Genomic DNA, 26,544 nt, shown 5'->3' on the forward strand with positions numbered 1-26,544 from the left:
TGGAGAGAGAAAGTTTAACTTCAAGCGGATTCGCTCGGCGAAATAAATTACGACAGATCTCAAATCTGTCATGGAGAATAACCGTGAGCTTACAAATCGACAGAAGAAAATTTCTAGCCGGTACGACTGCTGGATCGTTGTTCGTGCTCACCTTAGGCGGCTGCAAGCCGGAAGATAAAGGTTCTCCGCAAGCTGCGAAGTCCGGCGCCTCGGGCGCTAAGACCGGCAGCGGCGGAACAACCGCCAGACCGCACTATGCGATGGTCTTTGATCAGAACAAGTGCATAGGCTGCGGTTTGTGCAAGACAGCTTGCAATGAAGCCAACGACTTGCCTAAAGGGCGCTCGCGCCTGCTGCTGGAGCGGCAGAGTACGCACGTACCCGGTACGCCGTGTCCGCAGTGCGGAAAACTGGAAGGATGCGACTGCGAACGCGTTTACGTTCGTGTTTCCTGTCAGCAGTGTCAGGATGCGCCCTGCGTACGCGTCTGTCCGACCGGTGCCGCACATGTGGATAGCAAGACCGGAATCGTTACGATGGACCCGGATCGCTGTGTCGGCTGCAAGTACTGTATTGCGGCTTGCCCTTACAACGTTCGCTTCATCAATGAAAAGACAAAAACAGCGGAAAACTGCGACTTTTGTCTTAAGACCAAACTGGCTAACGGTGAGGAACCGGCCTGTGTTCAGGCATGTCGTCACGGAGCTTTGTACTTCGGCGACTTAAATGATCCTCAGTCCATTATCAGTCGTCTGCTGCGAGTGAAGGATACCGTCCGCATTCGTCCGCATCTTGGTACCGAACCGAGTCTGCGCTACATCCCTGTAACTAAAGAAGGAGTCTAGTTATGGACTTTACAATCGGTTTGACAGAAGGTGTCGCATGGCCTTGGCCGATTGCGGTGTACCTTTTCCTCGCCGGTATTTCAGGCGGTGCCGTCGCAGTCGCGATCTGTATGAATCTGTTCCGAGGTGTCCATCAGGATACCCCGATCATGAAAGCAGCGAGTTTAATCGGCTTCGTCACGATCGTCCTCGGCATGATCTGTCTGGTTCTGGACCTTACCAATCCGCTGTTTTTCTGGCGAATTCTGGTCTACTACAACCCGACTTCCGTCATGAGTATCGGTGTCATGGCTCTGCTGTTTTACATTCCGCTGGTATTCGTCCTGATGCTTGTTTCACTGCGTCAGGAGATAACCTCCATCGGATGTCTGAAATGGCTTGACCCGACCATCGGTTTTCTGGCTAAGTTCCGTGTCGCGCTCGACTGGATCGTTCTGATTCTTGCGATCGCAATCTGCGCATACACAGGCTTCCTGATCTCCGCTCTGATCCGCTTCCCGCTGATCAACACCGCCGTTCTGCCCGCGCTCTTCGTCGCTTCCGGCTTCTCTGCCGGCTGCGCTGCGACCAAAGTGCTTGCCGCTTGGCTCTTCGGTGCTGATCGTCACGGTGAAGATCTTCATGCGCTCCACGCAGCTGAATGGCCGATTATGGCTGTTGAAGCAATGTGTCTGCTCATGATCATCATCGCTCTGGTAAGCGGTAACGAGGCCGCTAAGGCTGCCGCTTCGGCATTCTGCTTCGGCCTTTGGGCACAGGTCTTCTGGATCGGTGCTGTGGGTATCGGCTTCATCGTCCCGTTGGTTCTCAGCTTCTTCGGAAGCCGGAATTTCCGAGACAGTGCTGCCGTGTTCTACACCAGCGGTTTGGCGGCAATCTGCGGCATGATGTGCCTTCGCTTGTTCATCATCTACGCAGGCCAGATCAATTCGATCTAATGTTTTAACTCTGCTTCGGGTTTCTTCGGGAACCCGAAGCTTTTCTATCTCAAATTCTCAATTGCGGTTAAGATTCACTGAGAACACAGGATTTATATGTACCGACGCTTTTTCTTACTCACCGTTACCTCAGCAGTTTTATCGGGATGCTCTAAACAGTCGCCGGCTCCGGAATTGAAACCGCTTCCTTTTTCAAAACATGACCGCTGCCATATCTGCGGCATGGTTATCCTTAACTATCCTGGCGCAAAGGCTCAAATCTTTATCAAAAACGAAAAAGAGCCTCTGAAATTCTGCTCCGTAAAAGACGGATTTACCTTTATCCTCCAGCCGGAAAATGCACGACGCGCCGCGGCTTTCTTTGTCAGTGACTTCGGAAATTCAACAGAAGCACAGCTTCATGAAAAAATGCTTTCCGCCAAAGACGCCTTCTATGTCGCAGGATCCGATGTCCACGGCGCTATGGGTAAATCGATCCTCCCCTTTAAAACGAAGGATCAGGCGCAGGCCTTTATGCGCGAACACGGCGGAAAACTTCTCTCTTATACGCAGGTAACCCTTGAGGAAATCAAGGCGCTGAAAGGTCATTAATGAAGCGGTTGGTCCTCTGCGCTGCGGTCATCATGCTGTCGTTCTCGGCAGCTGCGGCCGATTTTTATGTTTCTTCCGCGCCGGAGCTTTCTCAGGCGCTTGCAGCCGCAGCCGACGGAGATAGGATTGTTCTGCGACCCGGCGAATACGCCGGAAACTTTGTTATTTCCAAAAAAATAAAACTCAAGGGCAGCCCCGGGGCCTTTATAGACGCTAAGGGGAAGGGTACTGCACTTTTAATTCGCTCTTCAGATGCTGAAGTCTCAGATCTGGGGATAAAAAATTTCGGTTCAGACCTTTATGAGCGAGACGCTGGAGTGCGCATCGATGAAGGCTTTAAAAATGTCCGGCTTCATCAATTAAATATTACAGGCCCCGGCTTTGGGGTCAGAGCCGATCGCACTGAGAATGTCACGGTTGAAAACTGTGAGATTCGCGGGGAGAGAAAAATGCATGTTCTGGACAGAGGTGACGGCGTTTATTTCAATTATGTCAAAAATGCTTCTCTCAGCGGCAATAAAGTTCTCTATACCCGTGACGGTTTCTATTTTGAAAATACCGACAATACGGACAGCCGCGGCAATAGTTTCGCCGGGCTTCAGTACGGTATTCATTATATGTTTACGCACGGAGACCGCGCTCAGGACAATAAGGCAAGAGCCGTGATCGGCGGCTATGCGCTGATGAGTTCGGAACGAATTCGTCTGGAAAATTCCGAATCTCAGGGCGCGGTAGAGTTCGGAGTTCTGCTTAATGAAACCAAGGACAGCATTGTTCGGGGCAATAAGGCGGTGAAAACGCATAACCGACGGGGCAGGAGAGAACTCGATACAGAGGGCAAAGGTCTATTCATATATGGAGCCGGCGCCAATATTGTCGAAAACAACACGTTTGAAGGCAATGACGTTGGAATCGGCATCGCACTCGGCGGAGAAGAAAATACACTGACCCGAAATCGAATTATTAATAATCGGCTTCAGGTGCGTTATGTTGGCTCGTCTCGCTTGGAATGGAGCAGCGGCAAAATAGGCAATTATTGGAGCGGTTATCAGGGCTGGGATTTGAATAGGGACGGCATCGGAGATGTGCCGTATCAGCCGAACGATTCTTTAGATCGCCTTTTTTGGCTCTATCCGCAAATCCGCTTTCTCATGGAAAGTCCGCTGATTGTGCTGTTAAAGTTCATGACCGCAAAATTCGACTTTGATAAAGACAAAGGCGTCACAGACTCATATCCCCTGATCGTCGATCCCGATTCCGTATCAGCTGAAAGGGTGTCAAATGAACGCAGTTGAATGCAGAGATTTATTTTTTAACCGGGGCAAACGATCGGTGCTCAAGGGCATATCCCTGCAGATTGCGCCGGGTGAGCTGGTCGCGCTGATCGGCCCGAACGGCGCCGGCAAGTCGACATTGATCAAGCTGCTTTTAGGCCTTCTAAAACCGGCTTCTGGATCGGTTCGAATTTTTGAAAAGGAAGCCGGTTCTGATCCGCTCAACGTCGGCTATCTTCCTGAGAATGTCAGTTTTTACAGCGGAATGACATTTGAAGAGCACCTCTCATATTTTGCGTCACTGAAAGGCGTCGGCAGAGACAGGGTAGAGGAACTGATCAGCGTCTTAGGCCTGGAATGTGTCAGGAAGCAGACACTGAATCGAAGCTCAAAAGGTCAGAAGCAGCGTCTCGGCCTTGCACAGGCGATTCTCTCCAAGCCCGGTCTGCTGCTTTTGGATGAGCCGACGGTTGGGTTGGATCCGCAGGCGTCCGCCTTTATGTATCAGGAGCTGCATCGTCTTAAAGAGGCTGGATGCGCGGTTCTTGTCTGCACGCATGAGCTTCTGCTCGCGCAAGCCTATATGGATCGGGCTTTAATGATTTGCGGCGGTAAAAAAGCCGCTGAAGGTACGTGCAGAGAAATGATCCGGCAGAGCGGCTTGTCTGAAGAGACTGCTGAAATGTCGCTTTTGGATATTTACTGCCGAGTGCTGGACAAAGAGAACGGTAAAGAGGTTTTATGAAAGTACTGAGTTCAGCGCTTCTGGTTGCTGCAAAAGAATTTAGAGACTGTCGGCGTAATCTTTGGCTGATTACCGGAACGCTTCTTTTTGCCCTTCTCTCGCTCGGCATTGTGTTCGGAACCGCTGCGATCGGAGGAGATTTTTCTTTCAGGCCGATGACGGCGGTTTTAAATTCCCTTGTCTCTCTATCGGTCTTTCTGATTCCTTTGATCGCCATTCTGATCAGTTACGACGCTTTCGTCGGAGAAGCCGAGCAGGGGACGCTGCTTTTGCTCCTAACCTATCCGATCAGTCGAACATCTATTTTGCTTGGAAAACTGATCGGTCACAGCGCTGCGCTTTTTTTGTGCATCTTTTTGGGGTTCTCTGTGCTTTTGATTCTGACGGCTGCCGGAGTACTTCCCTATGACTTCAGCGCACTGCTGAGGCACTTGGTCTTGTTGGCATTAAGCGGCTGGATGCTTGGCGTCATCTCGATTCTGCTCTCTTATTTAATCAGCATTCTCAGTCCGTTCAAAGCGTTTGCGCTGGGCATTCTTCTGGTGATCTGGCTCGCGCTTGTGATTTTTTACGATTTAGCTCTGCTGATTCTTGCGATTGCGGATGATTCTCTGACGCAAGGGGCGCTGAACTTCTTTATGGTTTTGAATCCTGCCAGTGCTTTCCGATTGCTCAATCAGGAATCGTTAGGTATCGTAACGACGTATATTGCCCCCGCTTATCTTGGGTTATATTTGCTGCTCTGCGCGGTGGCCTTATTTTTGGCCGATCGAATTAGTTTCGGAAGAAGGAGCCTGTGACAGATCGTCACCAATAGAAAGGATATACAAATGAAAATTGCAAAAGCACTTGTCGCTGCGGTTTGTCTGGCAGTTTCCGCGGCAGCCTGGTCACAGGCGATGCTTCAGGAAAAGGTCTACAACACCGGAGACGCGCTTAAAAAGCCGATGGTGATGACGCCTTTTACCGAATTTCAAAATGCCCGCAAAATTCCGGCGCTTGATTTATACACGCTTAGCGGCGAGCCAGTTGATCTCAGGAACTATCGCGGCAACGTTGTGATCCTGAATATTTGGGCGAGCTGGTGCGCGCCCTGCATCAGAGAGATTCCCGCGATCACAAAGCTTCAGCAGGAGCTGAAGAATTCGAAGATAAAGATCATCGGAGTCTCTGTGGATGATTCCGTAACCGGTCTTCCGCGTTTTTTAAAGCGTAATAAGGTTTCTGATTTCATGACACTGGTTGACCCGAGGAAGACGGTTGATAATGTCATTCCTCTGACAGTTGTACCTACGAACTACATTCTGGACGGAGACGGAAATATGGTCGGTGTGCTGAGAGGCTATCTTCCCTGGGAGGATCCGGACGTTCTGACCTTCCTGAAGAAGCTCGAGGCGAAGTACGCTGATCCCGCAAAACTCGAAGAAAGCGGCAAACAGCAGTAAAGGATCTGAATTCCCGTTCATGTAAAAACAGGGCGGGAATTTTTATTTTCAGCTTCTGTTTAACGTTTCGAAACCTTGGCTCTGTCGGTGCGATCTCGGTGATCTTCCTACATTTACGGCTTCGCGTGTTCAGGCATTAGGGCCGGCTGAGTAGCCTGAGGCTATTTGAGGTTGAACTTACGCCCTGTTTCTTCTTTGTTTTTTGTATCATAGTTTTGGGGTAAACGCAGCAGGTGCGATGAGATAGTGCGCTTCGAGGCCCAACCCCAACTTTCCTTTCCTAGATTGTACAAATCGGGCAGGGAATTTTAATTTTCAACTTCTTCATAAGGTCCTCGTAACGTTTTGGTATCTTGTGCCAGAGGTATGTGACATGTCCCTCAGTGACGAACTTATTGATGGTTAATGCATTGAGTTCACTTATCAGACGAGGTGCTCGCTCCGGATCAATGTCGGCGTCCTGAAGACGTTTATGCAGTATCAGGCTTAGAGTCAGACCTAAATACGTGATAAAGACTTTTCCTTCAAGAGCTCTTTCAGAATACCCCAGTCTTCTGCCGCTGCATCTGTCTTTGTAGTTATTAAACGATTTTTCAACAATGCCCTTTTGTCGGTAAATATTTAGAGCTTTGTCCGGATGCGCAATCCTGTCGGAACCAAGTAAGAAGAAGCCGCAGCTCTGGCAGAACTGAGTCCAAGCTGGAACATTAAATACGTATCTGATCTTGCCGTCAGCTCCTTCCTCAGGGTTGAAAAATTGTCTGAAATACGGAGAGTTCGGAACTTCTCCATCTGTTAAACGCCGCTTAAAATCTTCGATCAATTGAGTCATGTTCATGACGCAGTCGGCTTCTCTTTCTTTGCTGTAATAGACATGGAGAAACAACTTATCCTGCTCGACACCGGAATGCCGCAGAATTTCACGCATTGCACAAAAGCAGTTAACACTGCTCTTAAAGGCTGCGGGCAAACATAGTTTGAGGGAGCCGGCTTCTGCCTCAAAGGTTTGCTCAGCAACTTTCAAGTCAGAACGAAGCCCGCAGACAAAGCCGACGTGATTGCGGAACATCATCTGCAAATTTTGATCAGAGCAAAACTCTCTATCCGACACCAGGCTGATATCTTCCTCATCAATTTTGGCCGAGCGCGCAAACAGGTTCTTCAGTAAAACAATATCTGTGATAGAACTGTCCGGCACCTTGTAGTAAAGAGGCTCGGCTGTCTTCTCGTCGATCAGCAGCGCTAGCTTTAGCAGGGCCTCTTCGTTGTTGAGTCCGTGGGCTGCGTTATGAACTGTTTGCGAGAACGAGGATACCGAAGTGGCATCGAATACCCAGTAATTGTTTTTGCCCGATTCTTTATTAGAGGCAAGACGAAGCTGCAGGTATTGTTCGACTGAGGGTTGGTAATTGATAGATTCAAATAATTCGGAGATTCTCTGCGAAGGTATAACGGCAGCCGGATAGAGTGAGCTTTGAGCAATTACGTCGTAGTTAGACAAAGAGGTGTCCGGGTGGATAACAAAGAATATCGCTAAGGAAAGCAGCTCCTGCCAATGCTTTGGAAAGACGGTTTTTAAGGTTTGAGTTATTCCAGTTTGTATGGCAATTTGCTCTAATACATAGCTGGCTCCGGCGTTTAGTGTTTTTGTTCGATTTAAAACCATTTGAGCCGTCGACAGACTGACTTCCGGCATGCCAACCGGGCAGAGCTTGTTATCGGCAAAAGTTAGTTCGATATCCTTGTATTGAGGATTGTCTCGAAGAAATTTCCTCCCTAATTCCACCTTGCCGTCGATCAGACAGCCAAGGGTAATTCGGTGCTTGCTAAAAGAACGACGTTTAACCGGCTCCCATGCATTCTGAAATTGATACAGATAGTCTTTGCCCTTGATATTTACCTTGATGACATGCTCAATTGCCTGCGGAAGCATATGAAACCCTCCACTTGGATTAAATGATCATAATCGGTTAAATAGACAAAGATAATGTTCAATGCCCGATTTGCGGGCGTTTGGGGCACTGTATACGGCCTATTTATGGTCGGTTTTTCAGGGATTCAGTAAAGAGAAAGCCCGCCGAGAAGCGGGCTTTACATACGGGAGAGCTGATTATTCGTCCGGATAACCGTTCGGATTCATCATCTGCCAGCGCCAGGTGTCTTCGCACATCTTTTCAATGCCGCGTTTGGCCGTCCAGCCGAGAAGTTCGTGCGCTAAGGTCGGATTCGTCCAATAGGCTGCTTTGTCTCCAGGGCGTCTCGGACAGATTTCATAAGGGATATTGCGTCCGCTCATTTTTTCAAACGCTTTGACGAGCTCTAAAACCGTTGTATTGCTGCCGGTGCCGAGATTTACCGTAATTAGCTGAGGCTTGTGATTCAGAACTCTGAGCGCATCGAGGTGACCGTCCGCAAGGTCTTCCACGTGAATATAATCGCGGGCGCCGGTACCGTCTCGGGTCTCGTAATCATTGCCGAAAACCTTCAGACAGGGTCTGCGGCCGACTGCGACCTGAGAAATAAAGGGCATCAGATTGTTAGGGATGCCGTTCGGATCTTCTCCGATCAGACCGGATTCGTGCGCACCTACCGGATTGAAGTACCGAAGAATCGCGATCGACCAATCCGGCTCTGCTCTGAAGAGCTTTCTGAGCACTTCTTCAATCATCCATTTGCTCAGACCGTAGTTGTTGATCGGAGCAAGCGGCGTGGATTCGTCAAATTCATCGTACCCCGGATCGCCGTATACAGTCGCGGAAGAAGAAAAGATGAATTCTTTCACGTTGAACTTCTTCATGACGCGAAGCAGAACAATGGTGCCTTCGACGTTATATGAGAAGTAGAGCAGGGGGTCGCTCTCAGATTCTCCGACTGCCTTTCGCCCAGCGAAATTGATGACGGAGTCAATCTTGTATTGGGTGAAAAGATCTTCAAGGGCTTTCTCGTCACGAATGTCTCCGACAACAAGCGGAGGACGCTTGCCGGTGATTTTTTCGATTCGATCGAGAACAGTACGCTTCGAATTGCTGAAGTTGTCAAAAATCACGGGCGAATACCCCGCCTCAATCAGTTTGACGACCATGTGGGATCCGATGTAGCCGGTTCCGCCTGTAACTAGGATATAGCTCATATGCTCAGAAAAAGAGAAAGACCACCGAAGTGGTCTCTCGGTTTAGGAAGGATTATTTATCGAGGGCGTCGAAAATACGGCGGCTGATTTCTTTGACATCACCGACGCCGTCAATGCGGACATATTTGGTGTTGTCTTTGCCTTCTTCGGCGGCTTTCTTATAGAAGCCCACAAGCGCTTCAGTCTGATTGTGATAAACGCGAAGGCGTTTTTTAACGGTTTCTTCGCTGTCATCAGGACGCTGAACTAAATCTTCACCGGTGACGTCGTCTTTTCCGGGAACTTTCGGCGGATTGTAGACAACGTGATAGGTACGGCCGGAAGCGATGTGGACGCGTCTGCCGCTCATGCGTTCAAGAATGACTTCATCGGGAACTGCGATTTCGACAACATAATCGATCGGAATTCCGGCTTTAACCAGAGCTTCGGCCTGCGGAATAGTGCGGGGGAAGCCGTCAAAAAGGAAGCCGTTCTTGCAGTCGGGCTCCAGCAGTCTTTCTTTGACAAGACCGATGATGATATCGTCGCTGACGAGTTCTCCGGCGTCCATAATCTTCTTAGCAGCCAGGCCAAGAGGAGTACCGGCTTTTACCGCGGCGCGGAGCATATCCCCGGTCGAAATCTGGGGAATTCCATAGTGTTCTTTAATGAGGGCTGCCTGTGTCCCTTTACCGGCTCCCGGGGCTCCGAGAAGAATCAAACGCATATGTGCCTCCGAATATATATAGTGTGGTTGGGTCTAAAAATGCCATTTTGGACTGATGTCCTTAAGATTTCAAGAGACTTGGGTTAAAAGCAATCGGTGTCAGCTGTTAATTTCCTTAGCGGCGCAGAAAGCTCGGACCCTTTCGAGGTCCTCAGCGGTATCAACGCCCGGAGGAATTTCATCATTGAATACAGACACCGCGATCTTGTAGTCATTCCAAATCGCGCGAAGCTGCTCGAGACTTTCAAAGGCCTCCAGAGGAGACTTCGGAAGTGTCGGGTAGCTCTTCAGGAATCCGCATCGGTAACTGTAGATGCCGACATGTCTCAAACCGAGGTCTTGGGGCAGAACTTCTTGTTTTTTTGCGAATTCATCGCGTGCCCACGGAATCGGCGCTCTGCTGAAGTAAATCGCCCGGTTGTTCTTATCGAGAATCAGCTTGACGACGTTCGGATTAAAGAATTCCTCGGAACTTTTGATGCGGATCGCGGCCGTTCCCATGACGCTCTGCGCGTCATTAACCAAGAGGTCGGCAGCCGCAGAAATGATATTGGGCGGGATGAGCGGTTCATCGCCCTGAACGTTCACAATGATTTCATTGTCCGGAATACCGCTTTTCTCTGCGGCTTCGCAGATGCGGTCGGTTCCGCAGGCATGATCCTTGCGTGTGAGGACTGCCTGAACACCGAATTTTTGACAGCACTGAAGGATGCTTTCATCGTCCACAGCGCAGATCACGCGGGAAGCTCCGCTTTTGAGCGCTTGTCTGGCAACGCGCACGATCATGGGTACGCCGCAGAGGTCTGCGAGCGGTTTATTCGGAAGCCGAGTGCTTTTTAAGCGCGCGGGAATAATGACGGTAAAACTCATTTCTTCTCCAGTTTTTCAACTTCTTCCTCAGTCATATCGCGCGCTTCGCTCGGAACCATCGCAGGGATGTCGTCGACAACGGGAAACGCCTTTAAGTCGCTTTTGCAGTAGAACTCTTTTTTGTCTTTGTTCCAGCGAAGAGGTCCTTTGCAAATCGGACAGACCAAAATTTCTGTAATTTTCGGATCCATTTGAATCTACCGGTTAGTGGTTATTTGTTTTGTAACGTTCGGAAGCAGCCGTGATTTTCTTTTCAATAAAATCAACGAGGAATTTATCCAGCTGCGTTTCTAAAGGAACGACATAAATTCGTTCATCATTTTTGATTTCCGGATGCTTTCTGCACTTCACAGCATCTTTCTCAGTAATAAAAATGAGATCAGCCTTGCTTTCAGCAAAAGGATTTTTTGTGAAGCTGTAATGATCGGGCAGAGGAATCGGGTTGATTTCAAGGTCGTGCGCGCGAAGCATTGAGAAGAACCTGTCCGGAACGGCAATACCCGCCATCGCGTCCGCTTTCAGCTGTTTTTTTGCCTGCATGCGCGCAAGCGTATCCAAAGTAATCTTTTCCCCGCTCGCATAATTGATCGCGTCGGAAAAGCCGCTTGTTGCGGCGTAGCGAGGCGTAGATGAAGTCACAACATCTTCGGTGGCGTTAAGCACAATGGCGTCAACTTCGTCAAGCCGAGCAGGTCTTTCGCGAAGCGGTCCGGCAGGAAGCACCCAGCCGTTGCCTAAACCGCGAGCGCCGATGACAGCGAGCTCGACATCTCTGCCAAGTTCATAATGCTGCAGACCGTCGTCACTGATGAGTACGTTGACAAGCGGGTATTTTGCCAACAGGGATTTGGCGGCATCAACACGCTTTTTGCATACGAAGGTCGGAGCTCCGGTGGATTTTTTGATGAGCAGCGGTTCATCGCCGACGATGTCGGGATTACTGTTTTCCTCAACTTCGACAGGAGCGTCGGCGGCCCCTTTGTAGCCGCGTGAAATGACGCCGGGATTCCATCCTCTTTCCCGAAGAGCGCGAACAAGAGATATGGTTACGGGTGTTTTGCCGGTTCCGCCGACATAAATATTCCCAACCACAACAACCGGGACGCCGACATTCGTGACTTTAGCGTTTTTGCGCCGACGGCTCGAAGCCCACATAAAAACCGCAGAAGCGGGAAGCAGGAGCCAGGAAATTATTCCGCGCTTATCCCACTGTTTATGCAGGAGTGTTTCTAGTTGTACGTTCATTAGACAAGAAGAAAAAATAAAGTTCTATTCTAAATTCTAAACGTTCTGAAATAATCACTCGAGAAAAGCAATTTTTGAACAGCGGGTATCTGTACTGTCGACTTTTTGTTGACGAATGTCCTAAGAGGATTTTTGAAAAAGTCAAGATTTTTCATTCTTCAGATGCAAAAAAACAATTACTTTTAAGTCAATAGGATAGTTATTAAACTTGTCCTCCACATTGTGGATAACTTTGTGAATAAGTGAATAACCTAATGGAAAAATGACAAATGATTTTTGTGCCTTACTCGAATTTTAGATACGAGTCTTTTTATAAAAATTACATAAAAACAAATAGATATAAACCAAAAACAAGATTGACAATTAAATTATCTTCCTCCACAGCAGCCGAGTCGGATTGTGAATAAAATTGTGAGTAACTTTTGGGATAACTATTAAATCGCCTGAAAATCGGCTGATTTTTCATATGGATAACGCAAAGATGTCGGTTAAGTTCCTTTCTGTGTATGAAGCGGTTCGTTTGCTGAACAATGCGCTTGCCAACCTAGGGTTCATTTGTGTAGAAGGTGAGGTTTCTGCCTTTAAGCAATACAGCTCTAGTCATTGGTATTTCACGATTAAGGACAGCGACGCAGCCTTGTCCTGCGTTTTGTGGAAAAGCCGCAGTTATGGAATTAGGCCTCCTAAGCTTGGAGATAAGGTCCGATTAAAGGGATCAGCTAACGTTTGGGAGAAGAGCGGCAACCTGTCATTCGTTGCCTCAGAATTAAGTTACGCCGGAGAAGGCGAGCTCTATGAAAAATTTCTGCGCCTGAAAAAAGAGCTTTCAGATCTCGGCTGGTTCGATCATCACAGAAAGAAGGCGATTCCAAGAGTGCCTCACCGCATCGGCATCATCACAAGCCGACAGGGCGCCGCGGTTAGAGATGCGATCCATCGGCTGAGAGAGCGGGCACCGTACGCGTCCATAACTGTTTATGACACACCGGTACAGGGCGTTCGCAATGAACTCAAGATCGCTCGGGCGATCCGATATGCTAATCTTTACGGCAATGATGATGTACTGCTGCTGATTCGAGGCGGAGGAAGCATCGAGGATCTTTGGAACTTTAATGAAAGGGTTGTGGCCGAGGCAATTGTGCAGAGTCGTATTCCGATCATATCCGGAATTGGTCATGAGACAGATACGACGATCTCGGACTTAGCTGCGGACCGAAGAGCTCCGACTCCGACCGGGGCAGCTGAAGCGGCCGCCGAGAAACTGGACGTGCTTCGATCGGAAATCAATACCTTCTGGGACCGCACCGAGCTTACGTTCCGCAAAGACGGAGATCAGCGGTATTTTGATCTGGAGCATTTTTCAGCACGCTTTGAAAACGGCCGGACGTTTCTTGAACCCTTTGCCCGTCACGTAAACCTTGCTTCCCGTTTAGTGCGTGTGGATTTTGCCCGCCTGCATAAAGAGACGTCTTCAAGTTTGGGTGTTCTGGCTCAGGGATTGTCCTCGCTCTTGGAGCAGGAGAAGTCTCGTACGCGGTCCTCGTACCGACAGGCGCAGCAAAGCCTTACCGAAACCGTTCGTGCCGCATCAATGAGCGTGAACTACAGCGGCCGTCCCTTTGAAAAGGCGGAAATGCTGCTTCGCCCCTTTATTCACTCGCTTAAATCGGTTCGATATGGCTTTCAGTGGCCGATGGATTTGCAGACGAATCGTATTCAAACGGCCTTTTACAGTCTGAGGAACAGCTGTACCGAGAGGATGAACGGCCGAAAGGACGATGTGGGACGAAGCTATGCCTGGATACGCAGTTTCCGACCGAATCTCAGCGCTGCGAAAGCGGATGCCGCGGCTCAGTCTATGCGAATGGTGCTCAGCCAAAAACTCTCGACCGGAAAAACTCATTTGTCGGGACTGGATAAATTAATTAAAGTACTCGATCCGAAACTCAGACTGCCTGAAGGTGCCGGCTACATTTTTAAGAACGGTCAGCCGGTGAAACGCGCAAGCGAACTCAGGTTCGGAGACTTGATAGAAATTGAAATGAAGGATGGGAAATTGGTTGCTCGTGTTGGGGCCTCATAAGAGTCCGCTTCGGGTAAACAACCGATAATATCCGAGTATTGATAAGGAGATAAAGAAGATGGCTTTTACAGTTCCGCCCCTCCCCTATGAACAAAACGCGCTTGAACCGTACATGAGCGCTAAAACACTTTCATACCACTACGGCAAACATAATCAGGCTTACAACGACACACTGAACAAGCTGATCGCAGGAACCGAATACGAAAAGATGCCTCTTGAAGAGATCATCCGCACCACTCAGTCCGGTCCGATCTTTAATAACGCGGCTCAGTGCTTTAACCACACTTTCTTCTGGAACAGCATGAAGCCGAACGGCGGCGGCCAGCCCGACGGTGCGCTTGCTGACGCGATCAACGCAAAGTGGGGCAGCTTCGATGCCTTTGCTGAAGCGTTTGCCAACAGCGCGGCCGGAAACTTTGGCTCTGGCTGGACATGGCTTGTTCAGAAAGAAGACAGCACGCTCGACATCGTAAATACCAGCAACGCCGGCACTCCGGTTACCGGTACCGCCACACCGCTTCTGGTGGTTGACGTTTGGGAACATGCCTACTATCTGGATTACTACAACGTCCGTCTGCAGTATGTGAAGGTTTTCCTGGCAAATCTCGCAAATTGGGACTTTGCAGCAAAAAATTTCTCTGACTAATTAGAGAAGTCTAAAAAATAAGGCCGTAGCTGATCTAGGCTGCGGCTTTGTTTTTGCGCGGCAGTTTTCGTCGGAAAATTCGATCAATACGTGAGGACAGACTTTAGAGGGAGCCCCTTGACCTCATACTGTTTTGCCGGATCTAACGCTCCGAACCAGCCTTTGTTCATTTCGAGGGCGTATTTTGCGGGTGCTCGACTGCAATGGATATCGGTCGTTTCGGGTTCCATATCCTCGATATTGATAATTTTTCCAAAGGCGTCAATAAAAGCGACAGAAAGCGGAATTTTGGTGTTTTTCATCCACATGCAGGCGCTTTCTTCGCCGTCCATAATGAACAGCATTCCGTGGTCTTTAGCCATGGAGGTACGGAACATCAGGCCTTTCTGACGCTCAGCTGCCGATATGGCTACTTCCGCCTTAATGGTCTTATTGCCGAACTGAAGCGTGACAAAGTCAGCGGCCTGACAGAGGCCGGAGAACCAAAGCGCTGAGAGCAGAGCGATAGATGTTTTTTTCATAATGAAAACTCGAAAAGCCTTGCGGGGCTTTTCGAGCTTGGATGCAGTGAGAAAGAGGATTACGAGGCCGGTTTGATGTTGTCAGCCTGTTTGCCCTTTTCACCTTCCTTCAGATCGAAAGTGACGCGCTGACCCTGTTTCAGAGTCTTAAATCCGTCCATTTTGATCGCAGAGAAATGCGCGAAAAGATCTTCGCCGCCGTCATCGGGAGTGATGAATCCGAATCCTTTTGCGTCGTTAAACCATTTTACGGTTCCTGTTGCCATATTTAAACTTCTCCAAAAAATAACGGCGATGTCCCAAAATCTCACGCGCCCTGCATATAACGAATTTGACTGCCCTGTGAGTCAAGACGAGCAGTCTATGTAAATTGTTAATGGAGTGTTTCAAAATGTCAATTAGTGTTTTACGTGCAGAATAACTTTCAGAAATTGTATGAAAATAACAAATCAAGTAATTATTTGATTAATTGAAATAAAAAACAATTCCCTTCTCGACGGTAAAAAAGAAGCGGATAATCAAATCGTTTCTGCGTTGCACAATAACCACAAAACAAAAGCCGATCATATGAACAGTGATACTGAAAAAGAACAGGTCCGAGTCGTCTATGCGGAGCCGGAATTCCGCATGCCCTCCCTATGGAAAGTTTTTATTCTGAATGATGATGTCACGCCGATGGACTTTGTTGTCGAGGTCCTTGTCTCAATTTTCGGAAAGGAGCATGACGAGGCGCTGGAGCTGATGTATGAAGCGCATAAAACCGGGCAGGCTCAGGTCGGTACTTATTCTAAAGACGTTGCTGAAACTAAAATCTTTGAAGTGACGGAGCTCGCTGAAGAAAATGGTTATCCGCTTCGCATGAAAATGGAAAAATAAAAACAGTTAAGCATGGCTAAGTTTTCAAAAGATCTGACGCACGCTATCGGCGCCGCAGCTGACAGAGCAAGCGCCGACAAGGCGGAATTTATTTCGCTCGAATATTTGCTTTGGGCGCTTATTCAGGAGCCCGAGGTAAAAGACGCACTAAGAAAAGAGGGTTTGAGAGAGCGCCGGCTTGAAGCAGGACTCGATCGTTTTCTTCGGGATCAGACGGGCTTTAATCGTCTGGGCGAAAAAACCGATCCGAGACCGACGATTGGTGTCGAGAGAGTGATTAATCGGGCTGCGGACACATTGGTTAAAAGCAATTCGCTCAGACCGCTTAACTGTCTGGATGTTCTTGTCGCGATCGAAGAAGATGAAGATTCCGACGCGGCTTTCTTTCTGAAGCAGTTCGGCATCAGACCGAGTGAGCTGACGCAAACCGATGATCGGGAAATCTCGCAGGAGCAGCCCGAAGATGAAGGCGGAGCCGTGTATGCCCGCTGTGATATTTGGGCCGCCAATGACGCATTTGATCCGCTTGTCGGCCGACAGGAGGAAATCGATCGGCTGATTCTGGCATTCTCCAGAAAAATAAAGAGCAGCGCTTTGATCGTGGGCGAACGCGGCGTCGGAAAGACGACGCTTGCTCAGGGCATTGCGCGCCTCATCGCGCAGGATCTTATGCCCGACAGGCTGAAAGGGATGAAGTTCTGCGCGCTCAATTTCAGCGCTCTCAAGAGCGGATGCCTCTTCTATGGAGATTTAACTAAACGTTTTCGAGACTTTATCGACTCAGTCACGAGAGACAGCAGCGCTATCGTCTTTCTTGACGATATGCATAAGATTCTTAACGGCAGCAGTGCTGACGAGTTCGCTGATTTGCTCGCGATGATGCTCGCGCACCCCAAAATTCATGTGCTTGGCGCTTCTACGCACCGCGGTCTGCGCACAGCGGAAAAAAATATCTCTTCCCTGATATCGTATTTCCAAAAAATTGACTTGCGGGAGCTGTCGGCAGAAGATTCGCTCAAAATTCTCTCCCAAAAGAGAAAATACTTTGAATTATTCCATCACGTGAAATACAGCGACGAAATACTCTCGAAGATCGTCAAACTTTCGGAGTATGTCTCTAACGGAAAACTGCCCGATAAAGCCGTGGACATCATGGACGAGGCGGGCGCGATTCACTATCTGAGCAAAAGCGCGGATCCGCTGGTGACGACAGACGAAGTTGAACGAGTGATCGCTAAACTCGCGCGTATTCCTGAGCAGAAGGTCTCGGAAAGCGGCGGGGAGTCGCTTCGTAATCTGTCCGATAATCTGAAAAAAGTAATCTTCGGCCAGGACCATGCGATTGATGCGGTTGTGAATGCGATCAAACTCTCAAAGAGCGGTTTGGCTGATAAGGAAAAGCTGATCGGCTCCTTCCTTCTTGCCGGACCGACCGGCGTAGGTAAGACCGAATTGGCTAAGCAGGTCGCCAAGCAGATGGGGATGGAATTTATCCGTTTTGATATGAGCGAATATTCGGAAGAGTATTCAGTTTCCAAACTTCTTGGCTCCGCGCCCGGCTACGTGGGCTATCAGGAGGGAGGCCGGCTGACGGAAGCAGTCAGCCGCACGCCCCATGCGGTGCTCCTGCTCGACGAAATCGAGAAGGCACATCCGGCAATCTATAACGTTCTGCTTCAGGTCATGGACTACGGGATGCTGACCGACTCAAGCGGCAAGACCGTGGATTTCAGAAATATCCTCCTGCTGATGACGACCAATGCGGGTGCAGCTGACTACGAAAAGCGAACCATCGGATTTGACAGCACTCAGGGCGCGGTCAACGGCGCTCGGGGCATCAGTGCCGCGTTTGCGCCTGAATTTAGAAACCGACTTGACGAAGTCCTGCACTTTAATCGTTTGGGTCGAGAACAGGTCGCGCTTGTGGCGGATAAACTCCTCAAGGAACTCAGCCGTCAGCTTGCGGAAAAGAATATTTCCATGACATACACCGAGGCGCTGAAAGCGCATCTTATCGCGCACGGTTTTGATCCGCTTCTCGGCGCCCGCCCGATGATTTCGTATATTCAGCGCTCGATCAAGCGCGAGCTCGCCAATGAGATGCTCTTCGGACGCCTGCAGAAAAAAAACAGCGTCACGATTGACGCTGATGAAAAAGATCAAATTCGCTTTGTGTATGAACACGAATAAGCGCGGCTTAGGATCGGCCTGAAGAGCCGAAGCCGCTGCTTCCGCGTTCACTCGCCTGGAATTCTTCTACGATTTCAAATTCAGGCTGAAGCACCGGAACGATAACCAGCTGCGCGATGCGTTCCATCGGCTCAATGGTGTACGGTTTATCAGAGCGGTTCCAGCAGGAAACCATCAGTTCGCCCTGATAATCCGAATCAATCAGTCCGACCAAGTTGCCGAGCACGATTCCGTGTTTGTGGCCAAGACCGGAGCGGGGAAGAAGCATTGCTGCGTAAGACGGATCGTTTAAGAAGAGCGCAAAGCCGGTTTTAATCAGCTCGCACTTTCCGCTTTCAATCGTCAGCGGCTCGTCAATGGCGGCTCTGAGATCCAAGCCGGCGGAGCCCGCAGATGCGTATGAGGGCATATTGCCGCTGATGCGTTTATCTAGAATTTTGATTTGTGCTTTCATGCGTTTTTTGAGAAAGAATGTTGGATGCCTCAAGAATAATGCGCTGAGCAAGTTCTTCCTTGCTCATTTCTTCAAGCGCTTCGGCGCCTGCCTTGGTGATGAAATAAGCCCGGTTGCTGTCCTGTCCGATTGCTGAGGAGTGATTGGCGACAATGAGATCGGCGCCTTTTTTCTGAAGCTTTTTCATGCCGTTTTCGACGAGATCCTCGGATTCGGCGGCAAAGCCGACGCAGACTCGACATAAACCGCTTTTGGCAGTTTCCTGCAGAATGTCCGGATTTTTAACGAGCGTTAGTGTGAGCGTCTCAGTGCTGTCCTCTTTTTTGATTTTTTTCGCAGAAGGATTTTCGACGCGGAAATCACATACTGCGGCAACCGAAATAAAAATATCCGGATGCTGATGCGCGGCTTCCTGAAGGACGGCGCTCTTCATATCCTGAGCGCCTGTCACACTGATGAGCCGCACGCCGTGCGGTATCCGGGCGGAAACTGCACCGGAGACGAGCGTGACTTCCGCACCCGCGTTGCGGGCCGCCTTAGCAATGGCGGCCGCCTGCTTGCCTGAGGAAAGGTTAGTAATTCCGCGCACCGGATCAATCGCTTCAAATGTCGGACCGCCCGTTATGAGAACACGTTTGCCTTCAAGAACTTTGGGCGTAAAAACCGCTTCAATGTCTTCAAGAAGGTGCTGAGGCTCGCTCATTCTGCCGCTGCCGTTCTCTCCGCAGGCGAGTTCTCCACTATCCGGCCCGCTGAAAAAAACTCCGTCACACTGAAGCTGACATACATTTCTCTGTGTTACGACGTTATTCCACATCCGGACATTCATCGCCGGCGCGATAAGAAGTGGGCAGGCGCGCGCGAGAATTGTCGTACTGACCAAGTCGTCGGCAATGCCGCAGGCGGTTTTGGCGATGATATTGGCGGTCGCGGGTGCGATCACCATTAAGTCGCATCCGTCACGAAGTGCAATATGCGCAAGCGGTACCGACGGATTGAACTGATCGGTTTCGACCGGATGGCCGCTGAGCGCTTCAAAGGTGGTTTTTCCAACGAACTGCTCGGCGACCTTGGTCATCATGACCCGAACTTCAGCACCGGACTTCACAAGAAGACGGACGAGCTCACAGGCTTTGTAAGCGGCAATTCCGCCGCTGACGCCCAGCAGGATCCGTTTGTTTTTTAAGACGGACATGTTATTCCTTTTAAGTGCTATTTCTTAGAAAAGAAAAATTCCACAAGGACAACAATAAAGGCTCCGACACAGATGCAGATGTCGGCGACATTAAACGCAGGCCAATGGTAGCCCGCGAGGTGGAAATCAAGAAAGTCAACGACGACTCCGATCGTGAGTCGGTCGTAGGCATTCGCAAGCGCGCCGGACATAACAAGCGAGAGTCCGAGGCAAAGCAGTTTTTCTTGGCTTTTTCTTGCGATCAGAATACAAATAACAAAGCTGACGACGAGTGCGAGTCCGGCAAAAAGGGGTTTCTGCCAGCCGCCCGCGTCTGCAAGGAAAGAGAATGCCGCGCCGCTGTTGTAGGCAACGACAAGATTAAAGAAATCAGTGATTTTGCGGCTGTCGCCGACAATCATCTGATGCTGGACCCAATCCTTTGTCCACTGATCAAGTCCGAACAGAAGCGCTGCAAAAACCAGCCAGCCCAAAAGGGCCGGCCAGTTCCAGCCGCTGTTGATAGCGGTATTTTTTTTCATCAGGCGAAACGTCTGGTTTCAGGAGTTCCGAAAAGATTTCCGATGCAGCGGCAGCAGAGAGTCGGATAGTTCTTGTCACAACCAACGTCTTCCTTGTACTGCCAGCATCTTTCGCATTTCGGCGCGGAGCTCGGTTTGACCGTGATTTCGCGTTTGTCGCTGACACCGTCAAGTGTTGCCTTGCTGGTGATCATGACAAAGGAAAGCTCATCGCCAAGCTGAGAAATGACATCGTATTCGGGCTGAGGAAGCTTCATAGAGACTTCGCCCTGCAGTGAGGAGCCAAGCTGACCCTTTTCACGCAGTCTTTCCAGTTCAACCTGAACGTCAGAGCGCACCGCTCGAATCAAAGCCCACTTGTTGAGAAGCTCGGCGCTTTCTTTAACGTGCGGCAGATCGGTGAATTTCTCAATGAAAATCGAGCCCTTATTGTTCGGGTTGAAGCAGGCATAGGCTTCTTCCGCGGTAAAGGACAGCACCGGAGCGAGAAGCTTCAGAAGCGTATCAGTGATGTACCAAAGACCGGTCTGTGCACTGCGGCGAGCTTGTCCGTTGGCTCCGGTCGTGTAGAGACGGTCTTTAAGAATATCAAGATAGAATCCGCCTAAGTCATCACTCGCAAAAAGCAGAAGCGCTGAGCAAGCGGTATGGAACTCATACTTCGAATAACGTTCGCGGATTTCCTGCTGAAGCTGCTGCATGCGCGCAATTGCCCAGCGGTCAATTTCAACCATGTCTTCAATTGCGACCGCATCCTTGTTAATGTCAAAGTCGGAGACGTTGGCAAGCAGGAAGCGGATGGTGTTGCGGAATCTTCTGTAGCCCTCTACGGTGCCTTTGAGAATTCTTTCGCCAAGACCGATTTCAGCGGTGTAGTCGGAGAGACCAACCCAAAGACGAAGAATTTCAGCGCCGTAACGGTCAGAGATTTCAGACGGTGCAATGACGTTACCGAGAGACTTGCTCATCTTTCGGCCTTGCTCGTCAACTGTAAAGCCGTGTGTCAGAAGCGCCTGATACGGAGGTCTGCCGTCGATGGCGGAGCCGGTGAGCAGAGAAGAGTGGAACCAGCCGCGGTGCTGGTCGCTGCCTTCAAGATAGAGATCTGCCGGGTAGGTCAGCTTGTCGGCATGCGAGCCGCGCATAACGGTGACGTGCGTTGTGCCGGAGTCAAACCAAACGTCCAGAATGTCACTGGATTTTTCGTATTTATCCGTGTCTTTGTCGATCAGATCTTCGACTTTGACGCGTGTCCATGCCTCGATGCCGTCTTTTTCAACCATATCAGCAACTTTGCGCAGGATAGCGAGTGTATCCGGATGCAGCTTGCCCGTCTCTTTATTGATCAGGAAAGGCAGCGGCACGCCCCAGTTTCTCTGTCTGGAAATACACCAGTCGGGACGATTGGCGATCATGTTGTGCAGTCTGGCTTCGCCCCATGCAGGAATAAACTCGGTACGGTCAACCCCTTCAAGCGCGGTTTTACGCAGAGGATCTGCAGGAGCGTCAGCGCTGAAGACTCCTTTGGTGTCCGCATTGGGTTCATCCATGCGGATAAACCACTGGTTGGTGGCACGGTAAATCAGCGGTGTCTTATGACGCCAGCAGTTCATGTAGCTGTGCACCATGCTGCCGCGGGAGAGCAGGTTGCCGGTAATCTGGAGCGTGTCCAGGATCTTGTCTTTGGCTTTCCAAATGTTCAGTCCGCCAAAGAGCGGCAGAGACTCGCTGTAGCTGCCGTTGCCCATCACAGGGTTCAGGATGTCGCCATTAGTGATTCCGTTTGCCTTGCAGGAGACAAAGTCATCCACACCGTATGCAGGCGCAGAGTGAACGATACCGGTACCGGCAGTGGCGTCGACGTAATCGGCGAGGAATACCGGAGAGAAGCGGTCGTAGAAGGGGTCCATCTCGCAAAGCGGATGTTTAAAGCGCAGTCCCTGGAACTCGCTGCCTTTGGCTTTAGCGACCGGTTTGCCTTCGAGGCCGAAACGCTTCAGGGATTCTTCGTACAAAGATTCCGCCAGAACGAACATGCGGTTGGGCGTATCAACAAGAACGTAATCCAGTTCGGGATTCATGTTGAGCGCTTGGTTGGCAGGGATTGTCCACGGAGTGGTTGTCCAAATCACAGCGGCGACAGGCTTATCGCATTTGTAATTAAAGATCTGTTCCAGACGAGGTTTGTCTTCCGCGGAAATCGGGAACGCAGTATCCAGTGTCGGAGAAGACTTGTCCGCATATTCGACTTCAGCTTCCGCAAGCGCGCTCTGGCAGTCAAAACACCAGTTCACGGGCTTGAGGCCGCGGTAAACAAAGCCTTTTTCAAGGATGACGCCAAGCGCACGGATTTCTTCGGCTTCGGTTTCAGGGCGCATCGTCAGATACGGATCGCTCCAGTCACCGAGCACGCCGAGACGCTGGAACCCAGCCATCTGGTTTTTGATCTGCTCTTTGGCGTATTCACGGCATTTCTGCATGACTTCTTCTTTAGGAAGATTCTTGCCAAATTTTTTCTCAATCTGAATTTCAATCGGCATTCCGTGGCAGTCCCAGCCCGGAACGTAAGGTGCGTCAAAGCCTTCAAGCGTCTTTGTCTTGAGAATGATGTCCTTCAGAATTTTGTTGACAGCGTGGCCGACATGAATGTTTCCGTTGGCATACGGAGGGCCGTCATGCAGCAGGAAGCGCTTTTCGCCTTTTCTGGCTGCGCGAATTTTCCCGTACACGTCTTTTTCCAGCCAATCCTTAATCCAGCCGGGTTCACGGGCAGGCAGATTGCCTCTCATGGGAAAGGGTGTATCAGGAAGATTCAGCGGATATTTTTTAGCGGCTTCCTTAGCCGCGGCGTCATTTTTTTTACTCATCTTTATTCCTTGGCCCCCTCGGGCTCTTCAAGGTTAAACGGATAATCCTAAGATTTGTTTTGCTTTGCGCTGGTCTTCTTCGATCGCAGCTCTCAGCTCTTCAAGGGAATTGAATTTCTTCTCTTCCCGAATCTTTGCAAAAAATTCCACTTTGAGAACCTGGTCATAAAGGTCTCCGTGGTAGTTAAACAAGTGTGTTTCCAGCAGATACTCTCCGTGATCGGTGACGGTGGGACGTCTGCCGACACAGGCGACGCCTTCAATCGGTCTCGGCCCGATGCCGTGAACTTTGACGGCGTATACGCCTTCGATCGCGGGTTTCGATTTGGAGTAAGGCGGCAAAATGCGCTGATTCATTGTCGGAAAGCCGATCGTTCTGCCGATTTCCTTGCCGTGAAGCACGCGGCCGCTGATCATATAAGGGCGGCCGAGCATGTAGTTGGCAGACGGGATGTCGCCTTCAGCCAAAGCGTGCCGAATTCGAGAGCTCGAGATCGGCGCGACAGAGTGATAAAGCATCGGCATCGGATGAACTTCGAAATGAAATTCCTTCCCTAAGCTTTCCAGCAGTTTGATATCTCCGGCTCGTTTGGCGCCGAAGCGGAAATTCTCACCGACAGTAACCCAGCGGGCGTGCAGTCCGTCGACAAGAATCTCACGGACGAATTCATAAGGCGAAAGCGAAGCAAGATGCGGTTCGAACTTAAGAATGTAAACGCGTTCGATGCCGCAGGCCTGGATAGCTTCCACCTTGTCATGAAGACTCAGGATGCGGCGCGGAGCGTCGTCGGGGTTAAAGTATTCTCTCGGATGAGGCTCAAAGGTCAGAACGGCCGGACAAAGCAGACGAGCACGAGCCGCATCTACCACTTCGTGAAGAAGCGCTTGGTGGCCGCGGTGCACACCGTCAAAATTGCCGATCGCTAAAGCGCAGTCAAGCCGATCTTCCGGCTTAGGCAGCCCTCTAAAAACTTTTTTCATCCAAACCTCCGGGTGCGCGCTGCTGAGACAGGCGCACACCGCCCTTTAATGCACACAAAAGAACAATTATAAAAGAGGCTGAGATCGCTTTGAAAAAACAGCAAAATAAACTTGAAGCGTCAGTAGCGGAAAGTGAGTGAAAATGCTTATGAACGTGGCACAATCTCACTGTTTTACTCTTGGTGCGTAGCGATGAAAAAAAATATAGTTGTCCTTATTTCGGGAAGGGGCAGTAATTTCAAGTCTGTATATGAAGCGAGCGTTCGTGAGAACTGGGCTGAAAAATACGGTTTATATATCAGCGGCGTGATTTCCAACCGCGCTGATGCCAAAGGACTTGAATACGCGGCCTCCGTCGGCATTCCTTCCAAAGTGGTTGATCACAAGGGCTATGAAAGCCGAGGCGCTTTTGAAAAGGATCTCGCAGACGCCTGCGACGAGTTCGGCGCTGATCTGATCGTGCTTGCCGGCTTTATGCGCGTATTGACCCCGTACTTTGTAGATCGCTTCAGCGGCAGAATTCTTAACATTCATCCGGCGCTTCTTCCGCTTTTTACCGGACTTCATACCCACGAAAGGGCACTTCAGGCCGGCGTGCGCGTTCACGGTGTTACTGTTCACTTTGTATCGGCCGAACTGGACGGCGGACCGATTGTCGGTCAGGCCGCGGTACCGGTTTTGGCAAATGACACGCCTGAAATATTAGCCGCCCGCGTACTGGTGCAGGAGCATGTTCTTTATCCGCGAGCCGTGCGCCTTGTTGCGAGCGGCCGCGTGAAATTGGATGGAAATAAAGTGCTGATGGACGAAGAGGCGAGCAGAGAGCTTGCTATTTTGGCGCAGTAAGACGTGTCCGTCGCATAGGAGCAGAAATGGCAGAAAGAGCAGAAAGATCACGGTTTTCTTTTTCCAGAGGAAGAAGAAGCGACGCGCCCAAGCGCAAATTAACCGATCGTCAGAGAGCGGCGAAGGAACGTCTCGCGAAGATGTCTCCCGAACAGAGACACACGCACGATCCTAACAAGGCACCGAATCCGAGAATGCTGAGTTCGCATCCCGGAGAAGTGCGCATCACTTCCCTGGTCGTCGATGAACTCGGCCGCGCGCTGCGCAAGATCCTGAAGCTTGACGGACCTGCGGACGTGCTGATGAGCCTTTACTTTAGAGAAGCGCGTCATCTCGGACCGAGAGAAAGAACAATTATTGCCGAGGCGATTTATTACTGTCTGCGGCATCTCTCCATGATTACCTGGCGCATGGGAACGGTCACGCCCGTGAAGGCGCCGCGGCTTACAGGGCTTCTCGTACTCGCGCTTCAGTACGGCGTCGATAAGATCAGTGATCAGATTCTCGGAAAGGAAAAAGACACGCTCCTGAATATGCTTCGTCCCAAGGACAGCAAAGCACCTAAAGAGATTCAGGCTGAAGTTCCGAAATGGCTCTATGACCTTGCGGTTGTGCAGTACACAGATCACAAAGCGCTCTTTGAAGCCATGCAGCAGGGCGCTCCGTTGGATCTGCGCGTTAATACGCTCAAGGCCGGTGTTGACGATGTGATAGCCGAGCTGGATAAACATCACGTCAAGGCGGTTAAAGGTGAATATTCCCCGGAATGCGTTCGTCTGGACATCAAGCCTGCTTTAACGCAGTGGCCGATTTATAAAGACGGGTTGGTTGAAGTTCAGGACGAAGGCTCGCAGCTGATTGCGCGTCTGGTGCAGCCGAGACGAGGCGAGATGGTCTGCGACTTTTGTGCCGGTGCCGGCGGCAAAACACTTGCGCTGGGCGCGCTGATGAAATCCACCGGCCGCATCTATGCGTTTGACGTGAATGAAAAGCGCCTGGGCGGATTAAAGCCGAGAATGCGCAGAGCGGGCCTTTCCAACATTTATCCGTCAGTGATTCGAACGGAGCACGACAGCCGCGTTAAACGCCTGTACGGGAAGATGGATCGTGTGCTTGTGGATGCGCCGTGTTCCGGAACCGGCACCTATAGACGCAATCCCGATTTGAAATGGCGCTTTGGCGAGGATGAACTGGAACGCATTAACAGTATTCAGAAGTCCGTCATTCGTTCCGCTGCGAAGATGGTGAAAAAAGGCGGCCGCCTTGTGTATGCGACCTGCTCAATTCTGGAGCGCGAAAATCAGGGTGTCATCTGCGAATTCCTGGAGGAGAATCCGGAATTTGAACTGCTGGATGCGTATGAAATTCTTGAGAAGCAGGGCGTTGAAATCTCTCCGTATCAGAAGAAGCGGTTTGGAGAATACTTTGTGATGCTTCCGCAGCTCAACGGCACAGACGGCTTTTTTGGCGCCGTGCTTCAGCGCAGGGATGAAAAAAAGGGCAGGACGGAGAAGGAGAGTCCTGCCTTGGAGGGCGACGCTCAGGAGAGCGTCCAAAAAGAATAGTCGCTGTCTG

Annotated in this window: 26 protein-coding genes; 13 read left to right on the forward strand and 13 right to left on the reverse strand. The window is 50.3% G+C overall.

What is annotated here, in order from left to right; genetic code table 11:
• Positions 1 to 83: 83 nt before the first annotated feature.
• The 7 genes from NFR90_RS03050 (at position 84) to NFR90_RS03080 (ending at position 5,838) form a co-directional block, all read left to right on the forward strand.
• Positions 84 to 845, forward strand: coding sequence for a 4Fe-4S dicluster domain-containing protein (locus NFR90_RS03050; RefSeq protein WP_251450630.1), 762 nt, complete (start codon positions 84 to 86; stop codon positions 843 to 845).
• A gap of 2 nt (positions 846 to 847) precedes the next feature.
• Positions 848 to 1,783: an NrfD/PsrC family molybdoenzyme membrane anchor subunit gene (gene nrfD / locus NFR90_RS03055; protein ID WP_160334942.1), complete on the forward strand. Its 936-nt coding sequence runs from the start codon at positions 848 to 850 to the stop codon at positions 1,781 to 1,783.
• 174 nt (positions 1,784 to 1,957) lie between these two features.
• Positions 1,958 to 2,374 (forward strand): nitrous oxide reductase accessory protein NosL, encoded by a 417-nt coding sequence (locus tag NFR90_RS03060; protein WP_251450632.1) that lies wholly within the window; start codon positions 1,958 to 1,960, stop codon positions 2,372 to 2,374.
• Positions 2,374 to 3,669, forward strand: a complete 1,296-nt coding sequence (nosD, locus tag NFR90_RS03065; protein ID WP_251450634.1) for a nitrous oxide reductase family maturation protein NosD — start codon at positions 2,374 to 2,376, stop codon at positions 3,667 to 3,669. Before NFR90_RS03060 ends, nosD begins: the two co-directional genes overlap by 1 nt.
• On the forward strand, positions 3,656 to 4,393 hold the full coding sequence (locus tag NFR90_RS03070; protein ID WP_160334945.1) for an ABC transporter ATP-binding protein: 738 nt from the start codon (positions 3,656 to 3,658) through the stop codon (positions 4,391 to 4,393). Before nosD ends, NFR90_RS03070 begins: the two co-directional genes overlap by 14 nt.
• On the forward strand, positions 4,390 to 5,193 hold the full coding sequence (locus NFR90_RS03075) for an ABC transporter permease subunit (RefSeq protein WP_251450636.1): 804 nt from the start codon (positions 4,390 to 4,392) through the stop codon (positions 5,191 to 5,193). Before NFR90_RS03070 ends, NFR90_RS03075 begins: the two co-directional genes overlap by 4 nt.
• 30 nt (positions 5,194 to 5,223) lie before the next feature.
• Positions 5,224 to 5,838 (forward strand): TlpA family protein disulfide reductase, encoded by a 615-nt coding sequence (locus NFR90_RS03080; RefSeq protein WP_251450638.1) that lies wholly within the window; start codon positions 5,224 to 5,226, stop codon positions 5,836 to 5,838.
• 280 nt (positions 5,839 to 6,118) lie between these two features.
• Here NFR90_RS03080 and NFR90_RS03085 read toward each other — a convergent pair whose 3' ends face one another.
• The 6 genes from NFR90_RS03085 to lpxK form a co-directional block, all read right to left on the reverse strand.
• Positions 6,119 to 7,771 carry an IS1634 family transposase gene (locus NFR90_RS03085; protein ID WP_251450640.1) on the reverse strand — a complete coding sequence of 551 codons (1,653 nt, stop codon included), beginning with the start codon at positions 7,769 to 7,771 and terminating at the stop codon, positions 6,119 to 6,121.
• 177 nt (positions 7,772 to 7,948) lie between these two features.
• Positions 7,949 to 8,968 (reverse strand): UDP-glucose 4-epimerase GalE, encoded by a 1,020-nt coding sequence (gene galE, locus NFR90_RS03090; RefSeq protein ID WP_160334949.1) that lies wholly within the window; start codon positions 8,966 to 8,968, stop codon positions 7,949 to 7,951.
• A 52-nt stretch (positions 8,969 to 9,020) separates the two neighbouring features.
• Positions 9,021 to 9,674, reverse strand: a complete 654-nt coding sequence (adk, locus tag NFR90_RS03095) for an adenylate kinase (protein ID WP_251450642.1) — start codon at positions 9,672 to 9,674, stop codon at positions 9,021 to 9,023.
• Between the two features lie 99 nt (positions 9,675 to 9,773).
• Positions 9,774 to 10,544 carry a 3-deoxy-manno-octulosonate cytidylyltransferase gene (gene kdsB, locus NFR90_RS03100; RefSeq protein WP_251450644.1) on the reverse strand — a complete coding sequence of 257 codons (771 nt, stop codon included), beginning with the start codon at positions 10,542 to 10,544 and terminating at the stop codon, positions 9,774 to 9,776.
• Positions 10,541 to 10,735 (reverse strand): Trm112 family protein, encoded by a 195-nt coding sequence (locus NFR90_RS03105; RefSeq protein ID WP_202074548.1) that lies wholly within the window; start codon positions 10,733 to 10,735, stop codon positions 10,541 to 10,543. Before NFR90_RS03105 ends, kdsB begins: the two co-directional genes overlap by 4 nt.
• A gap of 13 nt (positions 10,736 to 10,748) precedes the next feature.
• Positions 10,749 to 11,789 (reverse strand): tetraacyldisaccharide 4'-kinase, encoded by a 1,041-nt coding sequence (gene lpxK, locus NFR90_RS03110; RefSeq protein WP_251450646.1) that lies wholly within the window; start codon positions 11,787 to 11,789, stop codon positions 10,749 to 10,751.
• A 466-nt stretch (positions 11,790 to 12,255) separates the two neighbouring features.
• Here lpxK and xseA point away from each other — a divergent pair, with 466 nt between their 5' ends.
• Together xseA and NFR90_RS03120 are read left to right on the forward strand one after the other, a co-directional pair.
• Positions 12,256 to 13,872, forward strand: a complete 1,617-nt coding sequence (xseA, locus tag NFR90_RS03115) for an exodeoxyribonuclease VII large subunit (protein ID WP_251450649.1) — start codon at positions 12,256 to 12,258, stop codon at positions 13,870 to 13,872.
• A gap of 58 nt (positions 13,873 to 13,930) precedes the next feature.
• The gene (locus tag NFR90_RS03120; protein WP_160334954.1) at positions 13,931 to 14,518 is read left to right on the forward strand and encodes a superoxide dismutase; all 588 of its coding nucleotides are present in this window, start codon (positions 13,931 to 13,933) and stop codon (positions 14,516 to 14,518) included.
• Between the two features lie 83 nt (positions 14,519 to 14,601).
• Here the strand turns inward: NFR90_RS03120 and NFR90_RS03125 are convergent, their stop codons facing one another.
• Together NFR90_RS03125 and NFR90_RS03130 are read right to left on the reverse strand one after the other, a co-directional pair.
• A complete protein-coding gene (locus NFR90_RS03125) occupies positions 14,602 to 15,039 on the reverse strand; it encodes a DUF192 domain-containing protein (protein WP_160334955.1) in 438 nt (145 codons plus the stop codon).
• A 59-nt stretch (positions 15,040 to 15,098) separates the two neighbouring features.
• Positions 15,099 to 15,305, reverse strand: a complete 207-nt coding sequence (locus NFR90_RS03130) for a cold-shock protein (RefSeq protein ID WP_160334956.1) — start codon at positions 15,303 to 15,305, stop codon at positions 15,099 to 15,101.
• Between the two features lie 301 nt (positions 15,306 to 15,606).
• Here NFR90_RS03130 and NFR90_RS03135 point away from each other — a divergent pair, with 301 nt between their 5' ends.
• Together NFR90_RS03135 and NFR90_RS03140 are read left to right on the forward strand one after the other, a co-directional pair.
• Positions 15,607 to 15,915, forward strand: a complete 309-nt coding sequence (locus NFR90_RS03135; RefSeq protein ID WP_160334957.1) for an ATP-dependent Clp protease adaptor ClpS — start codon at positions 15,607 to 15,609, stop codon at positions 15,913 to 15,915.
• A 12-nt stretch (positions 15,916 to 15,927) separates the two neighbouring features.
• Entirely contained in the window at positions 15,928 to 18,105 is a 2,178-nt protein-coding gene (locus tag NFR90_RS03140) for an AAA family ATPase (protein ID WP_251450651.1), read from the forward strand.
• Between the two features lie 7 nt (positions 18,106 to 18,112).
• On the opposite strand, the gene dut is transcribed toward NFR90_RS03140, so the two are convergent.
• Genes dut through NFR90_RS03165 form a run of 5 tightly spaced genes read right to left on the reverse strand, consistent with a single transcriptional unit; the run spans position 18,113 to position 24,123 of the window.
• Positions 18,113 to 18,559, reverse strand: coding sequence for a dUTP diphosphatase (dut, locus tag NFR90_RS03145; RefSeq protein ID WP_160334959.1), 447 nt, complete (start codon positions 18,557 to 18,559; stop codon positions 18,113 to 18,115).
• On the reverse strand, positions 18,531 to 19,754 hold the full coding sequence (coaBC, locus tag NFR90_RS03150; RefSeq protein ID WP_251450653.1) for a bifunctional phosphopantothenoylcysteine decarboxylase/phosphopantothenate--cysteine ligase CoaBC: 1,224 nt from the start codon (positions 19,752 to 19,754) through the stop codon (positions 18,531 to 18,533). Before coaBC ends, dut begins: the two co-directional genes overlap by 29 nt.
• A 17-nt stretch (positions 19,755 to 19,771) precedes the next feature.
• Positions 19,772 to 20,275 (reverse strand): signal peptidase II, encoded by a 504-nt coding sequence (gene lspA / locus NFR90_RS03155; RefSeq protein WP_160334961.1) that lies wholly within the window; start codon positions 20,273 to 20,275, stop codon positions 19,772 to 19,774.
• Complete coding sequence (ileS, locus tag NFR90_RS03160; protein WP_251450655.1) at positions 20,275 to 23,142, reverse strand: isoleucine--tRNA ligase; 2,868 nt, start codon at positions 23,140 to 23,142, stop codon at positions 20,275 to 20,277. Before ileS ends, lspA begins: the two co-directional genes overlap by 1 nt.
• Before the next feature lie 33 nt (positions 23,143 to 23,175).
• Entirely contained in the window at positions 23,176 to 24,123 is a 948-nt protein-coding gene (locus tag NFR90_RS03165) for a bifunctional riboflavin kinase/FAD synthetase (RefSeq protein ID WP_251450657.1), read from the reverse strand.
• A 192-nt stretch (positions 24,124 to 24,315) separates the two neighbouring features.
• Here NFR90_RS03165 and purN point away from each other — a divergent pair, with 192 nt between their 5' ends.
• Positions 24,316 to 24,969 carry a phosphoribosylglycinamide formyltransferase gene (gene purN / locus NFR90_RS03170; protein WP_251450659.1) on the forward strand — a complete coding sequence of 218 codons (654 nt, stop codon included), beginning with the start codon at positions 24,316 to 24,318 and terminating at the stop codon, positions 24,967 to 24,969.
• 26 nt (positions 24,970 to 24,995) lie between these two features.
• The gene (locus NFR90_RS03175) at positions 24,996 to 26,534 is read left to right on the forward strand and encodes an RsmB/NOP family class I SAM-dependent RNA methyltransferase (protein ID WP_160334965.1); all 1,539 of its coding nucleotides are present in this window, start codon (positions 24,996 to 24,998) and stop codon (positions 26,532 to 26,534) included.
• The last annotated feature ends 10 nt before the right edge of the window (positions 26,535 to 26,544 follow it).

Source organism: Parasutterella muris (genome assembly GCF_943193095.1).
GTDB classification, from domain to species: Bacteria; Pseudomonadota; Gammaproteobacteria; order Burkholderiales; family Burkholderiaceae_F; genus Parasutterella; species Parasutterella muris.

Bases quoted from the DNA above. Each gene is read 5' to 3' on its own strand.
- kdsB (WP_251450644.1), bottom strand. From the start codon at position 10,544: ATGAGTTTTACCGTCATTATTCCCGCGCGCTTAAAAAGCACTCGGCTT.
- dut (WP_160334959.1), bottom strand. From the start codon at position 18,559: ATGAAAGCACAAATCAAAATTCTAGATAAACGCATCAGCGGCAATATG.
- lspA (WP_160334961.1), bottom strand. From the start codon at position 20,275: ATGAAAAAAAATACCGCTATCAACAGCGGCTGGAACTGGCCGGCCCTT.
- adk (WP_251450642.1), bottom strand. From the start codon at position 9,674: ATGCGTTTGATTCTTCTCGGAGCCCCGGGAGCCGGTAAAGGGACACAG.
- lpxK (WP_251450646.1), bottom strand. From the start codon at position 11,789: ATGAACGTACAACTAGAAACACTCCTGCATAAACAGTGGGATAAGCGC.
- galE (WP_160334949.1), bottom strand. From the start codon at position 8,968: ATGAGCTATATCCTAGTTACAGGCGGAACCGGCTACATCGGATCCCAC.
- nosD (WP_251450634.1), top strand. From the start codon at position 2,374: ATGAAGCGGTTGGTCCTCTGCGCTGCGGTCATCATGCTGTCGTTCTCG.
- NFR90_RS03120 (WP_160334954.1), top strand. From the start codon at position 13,931: ATGGCTTTTACAGTTCCGCCCCTCCCCTATGAACAAAACGCGCTTGAA.
- NFR90_RS03075 (WP_251450636.1), top strand. From the start codon at position 4,390: ATGAAAGTACTGAGTTCAGCGCTTCTGGTTGCTGCAAAAGAATTTAGA.
- NFR90_RS03140 (WP_251450651.1), top strand. From the start codon at position 15,928: ATGGCTAAGTTTTCAAAAGATCTGACGCACGCTATCGGCGCCGCAGCT.
- xseA (WP_251450649.1), top strand. From the start codon at position 12,256: ATGGATAACGCAAAGATGTCGGTTAAGTTCCTTTCTGTGTATGAAGCG.
- NFR90_RS03085 (WP_251450640.1), bottom strand. From the start codon at position 7,771: ATGCTTCCGCAGGCAATTGAGCATGTCATCAAGGTAAATATCAAGGGC.
- NFR90_RS03080 (WP_251450638.1), top strand. From the start codon at position 5,224: ATGAAAATTGCAAAAGCACTTGTCGCTGCGGTTTGTCTGGCAGTTTCC.
- purN (WP_251450659.1), top strand. From the start codon at position 24,316: ATGAAAAAAAATATAGTTGTCCTTATTTCGGGAAGGGGCAGTAATTTC.
- ileS (WP_251450655.1), bottom strand. From the start codon at position 23,142: ATGAGTAAAAAAAATGACGCCGCGGCTAAGGAAGCCGCTAAAAAATAT.
- NFR90_RS03135 (WP_160334957.1), top strand. From the start codon at position 15,607: ATGAACAGTGATACTGAAAAAGAACAGGTCCGAGTCGTCTATGCGGAG.
- NFR90_RS03130 (WP_160334956.1), bottom strand. From the start codon at position 15,305: ATGGCAACAGGAACCGTAAAATGGTTTAACGACGCAAAAGGATTCGGA.
- coaBC (WP_251450653.1), bottom strand. From the start codon at position 19,754: ATGTCCGTCTTAAAAAACAAACGGATCCTGCTGGGCGTCAGCGGCGGA.
- NFR90_RS03070 (WP_160334945.1), top strand. From the start codon at position 3,656: ATGAACGCAGTTGAATGCAGAGATTTATTTTTTAACCGGGGCAAACGA.
- NFR90_RS03175 (WP_160334965.1), top strand. From the start codon at position 24,996: ATGGCAGAAAGAGCAGAAAGATCACGGTTTTCTTTTTCCAGAGGAAGA.
- nrfD (WP_160334942.1), top strand. From the start codon at position 848: ATGGACTTTACAATCGGTTTGACAGAAGGTGTCGCATGGCCTTGGCCG.
- NFR90_RS03105 (WP_202074548.1), bottom strand. From the start codon at position 10,735: ATGGATCCGAAAATTACAGAAATTTTGGTCTGTCCGATTTGCAAAGGA.
- NFR90_RS03165 (WP_251450657.1), bottom strand. From the start codon at position 24,123: ATGAAAAAAGTTTTTAGAGGGCTGCCTAAGCCGGAAGATCGGCTTGAC.
- NFR90_RS03125 (WP_160334955.1), bottom strand. From the start codon at position 15,039: ATGAAAAAAACATCTATCGCTCTGCTCTCAGCGCTTTGGTTCTCCGGC.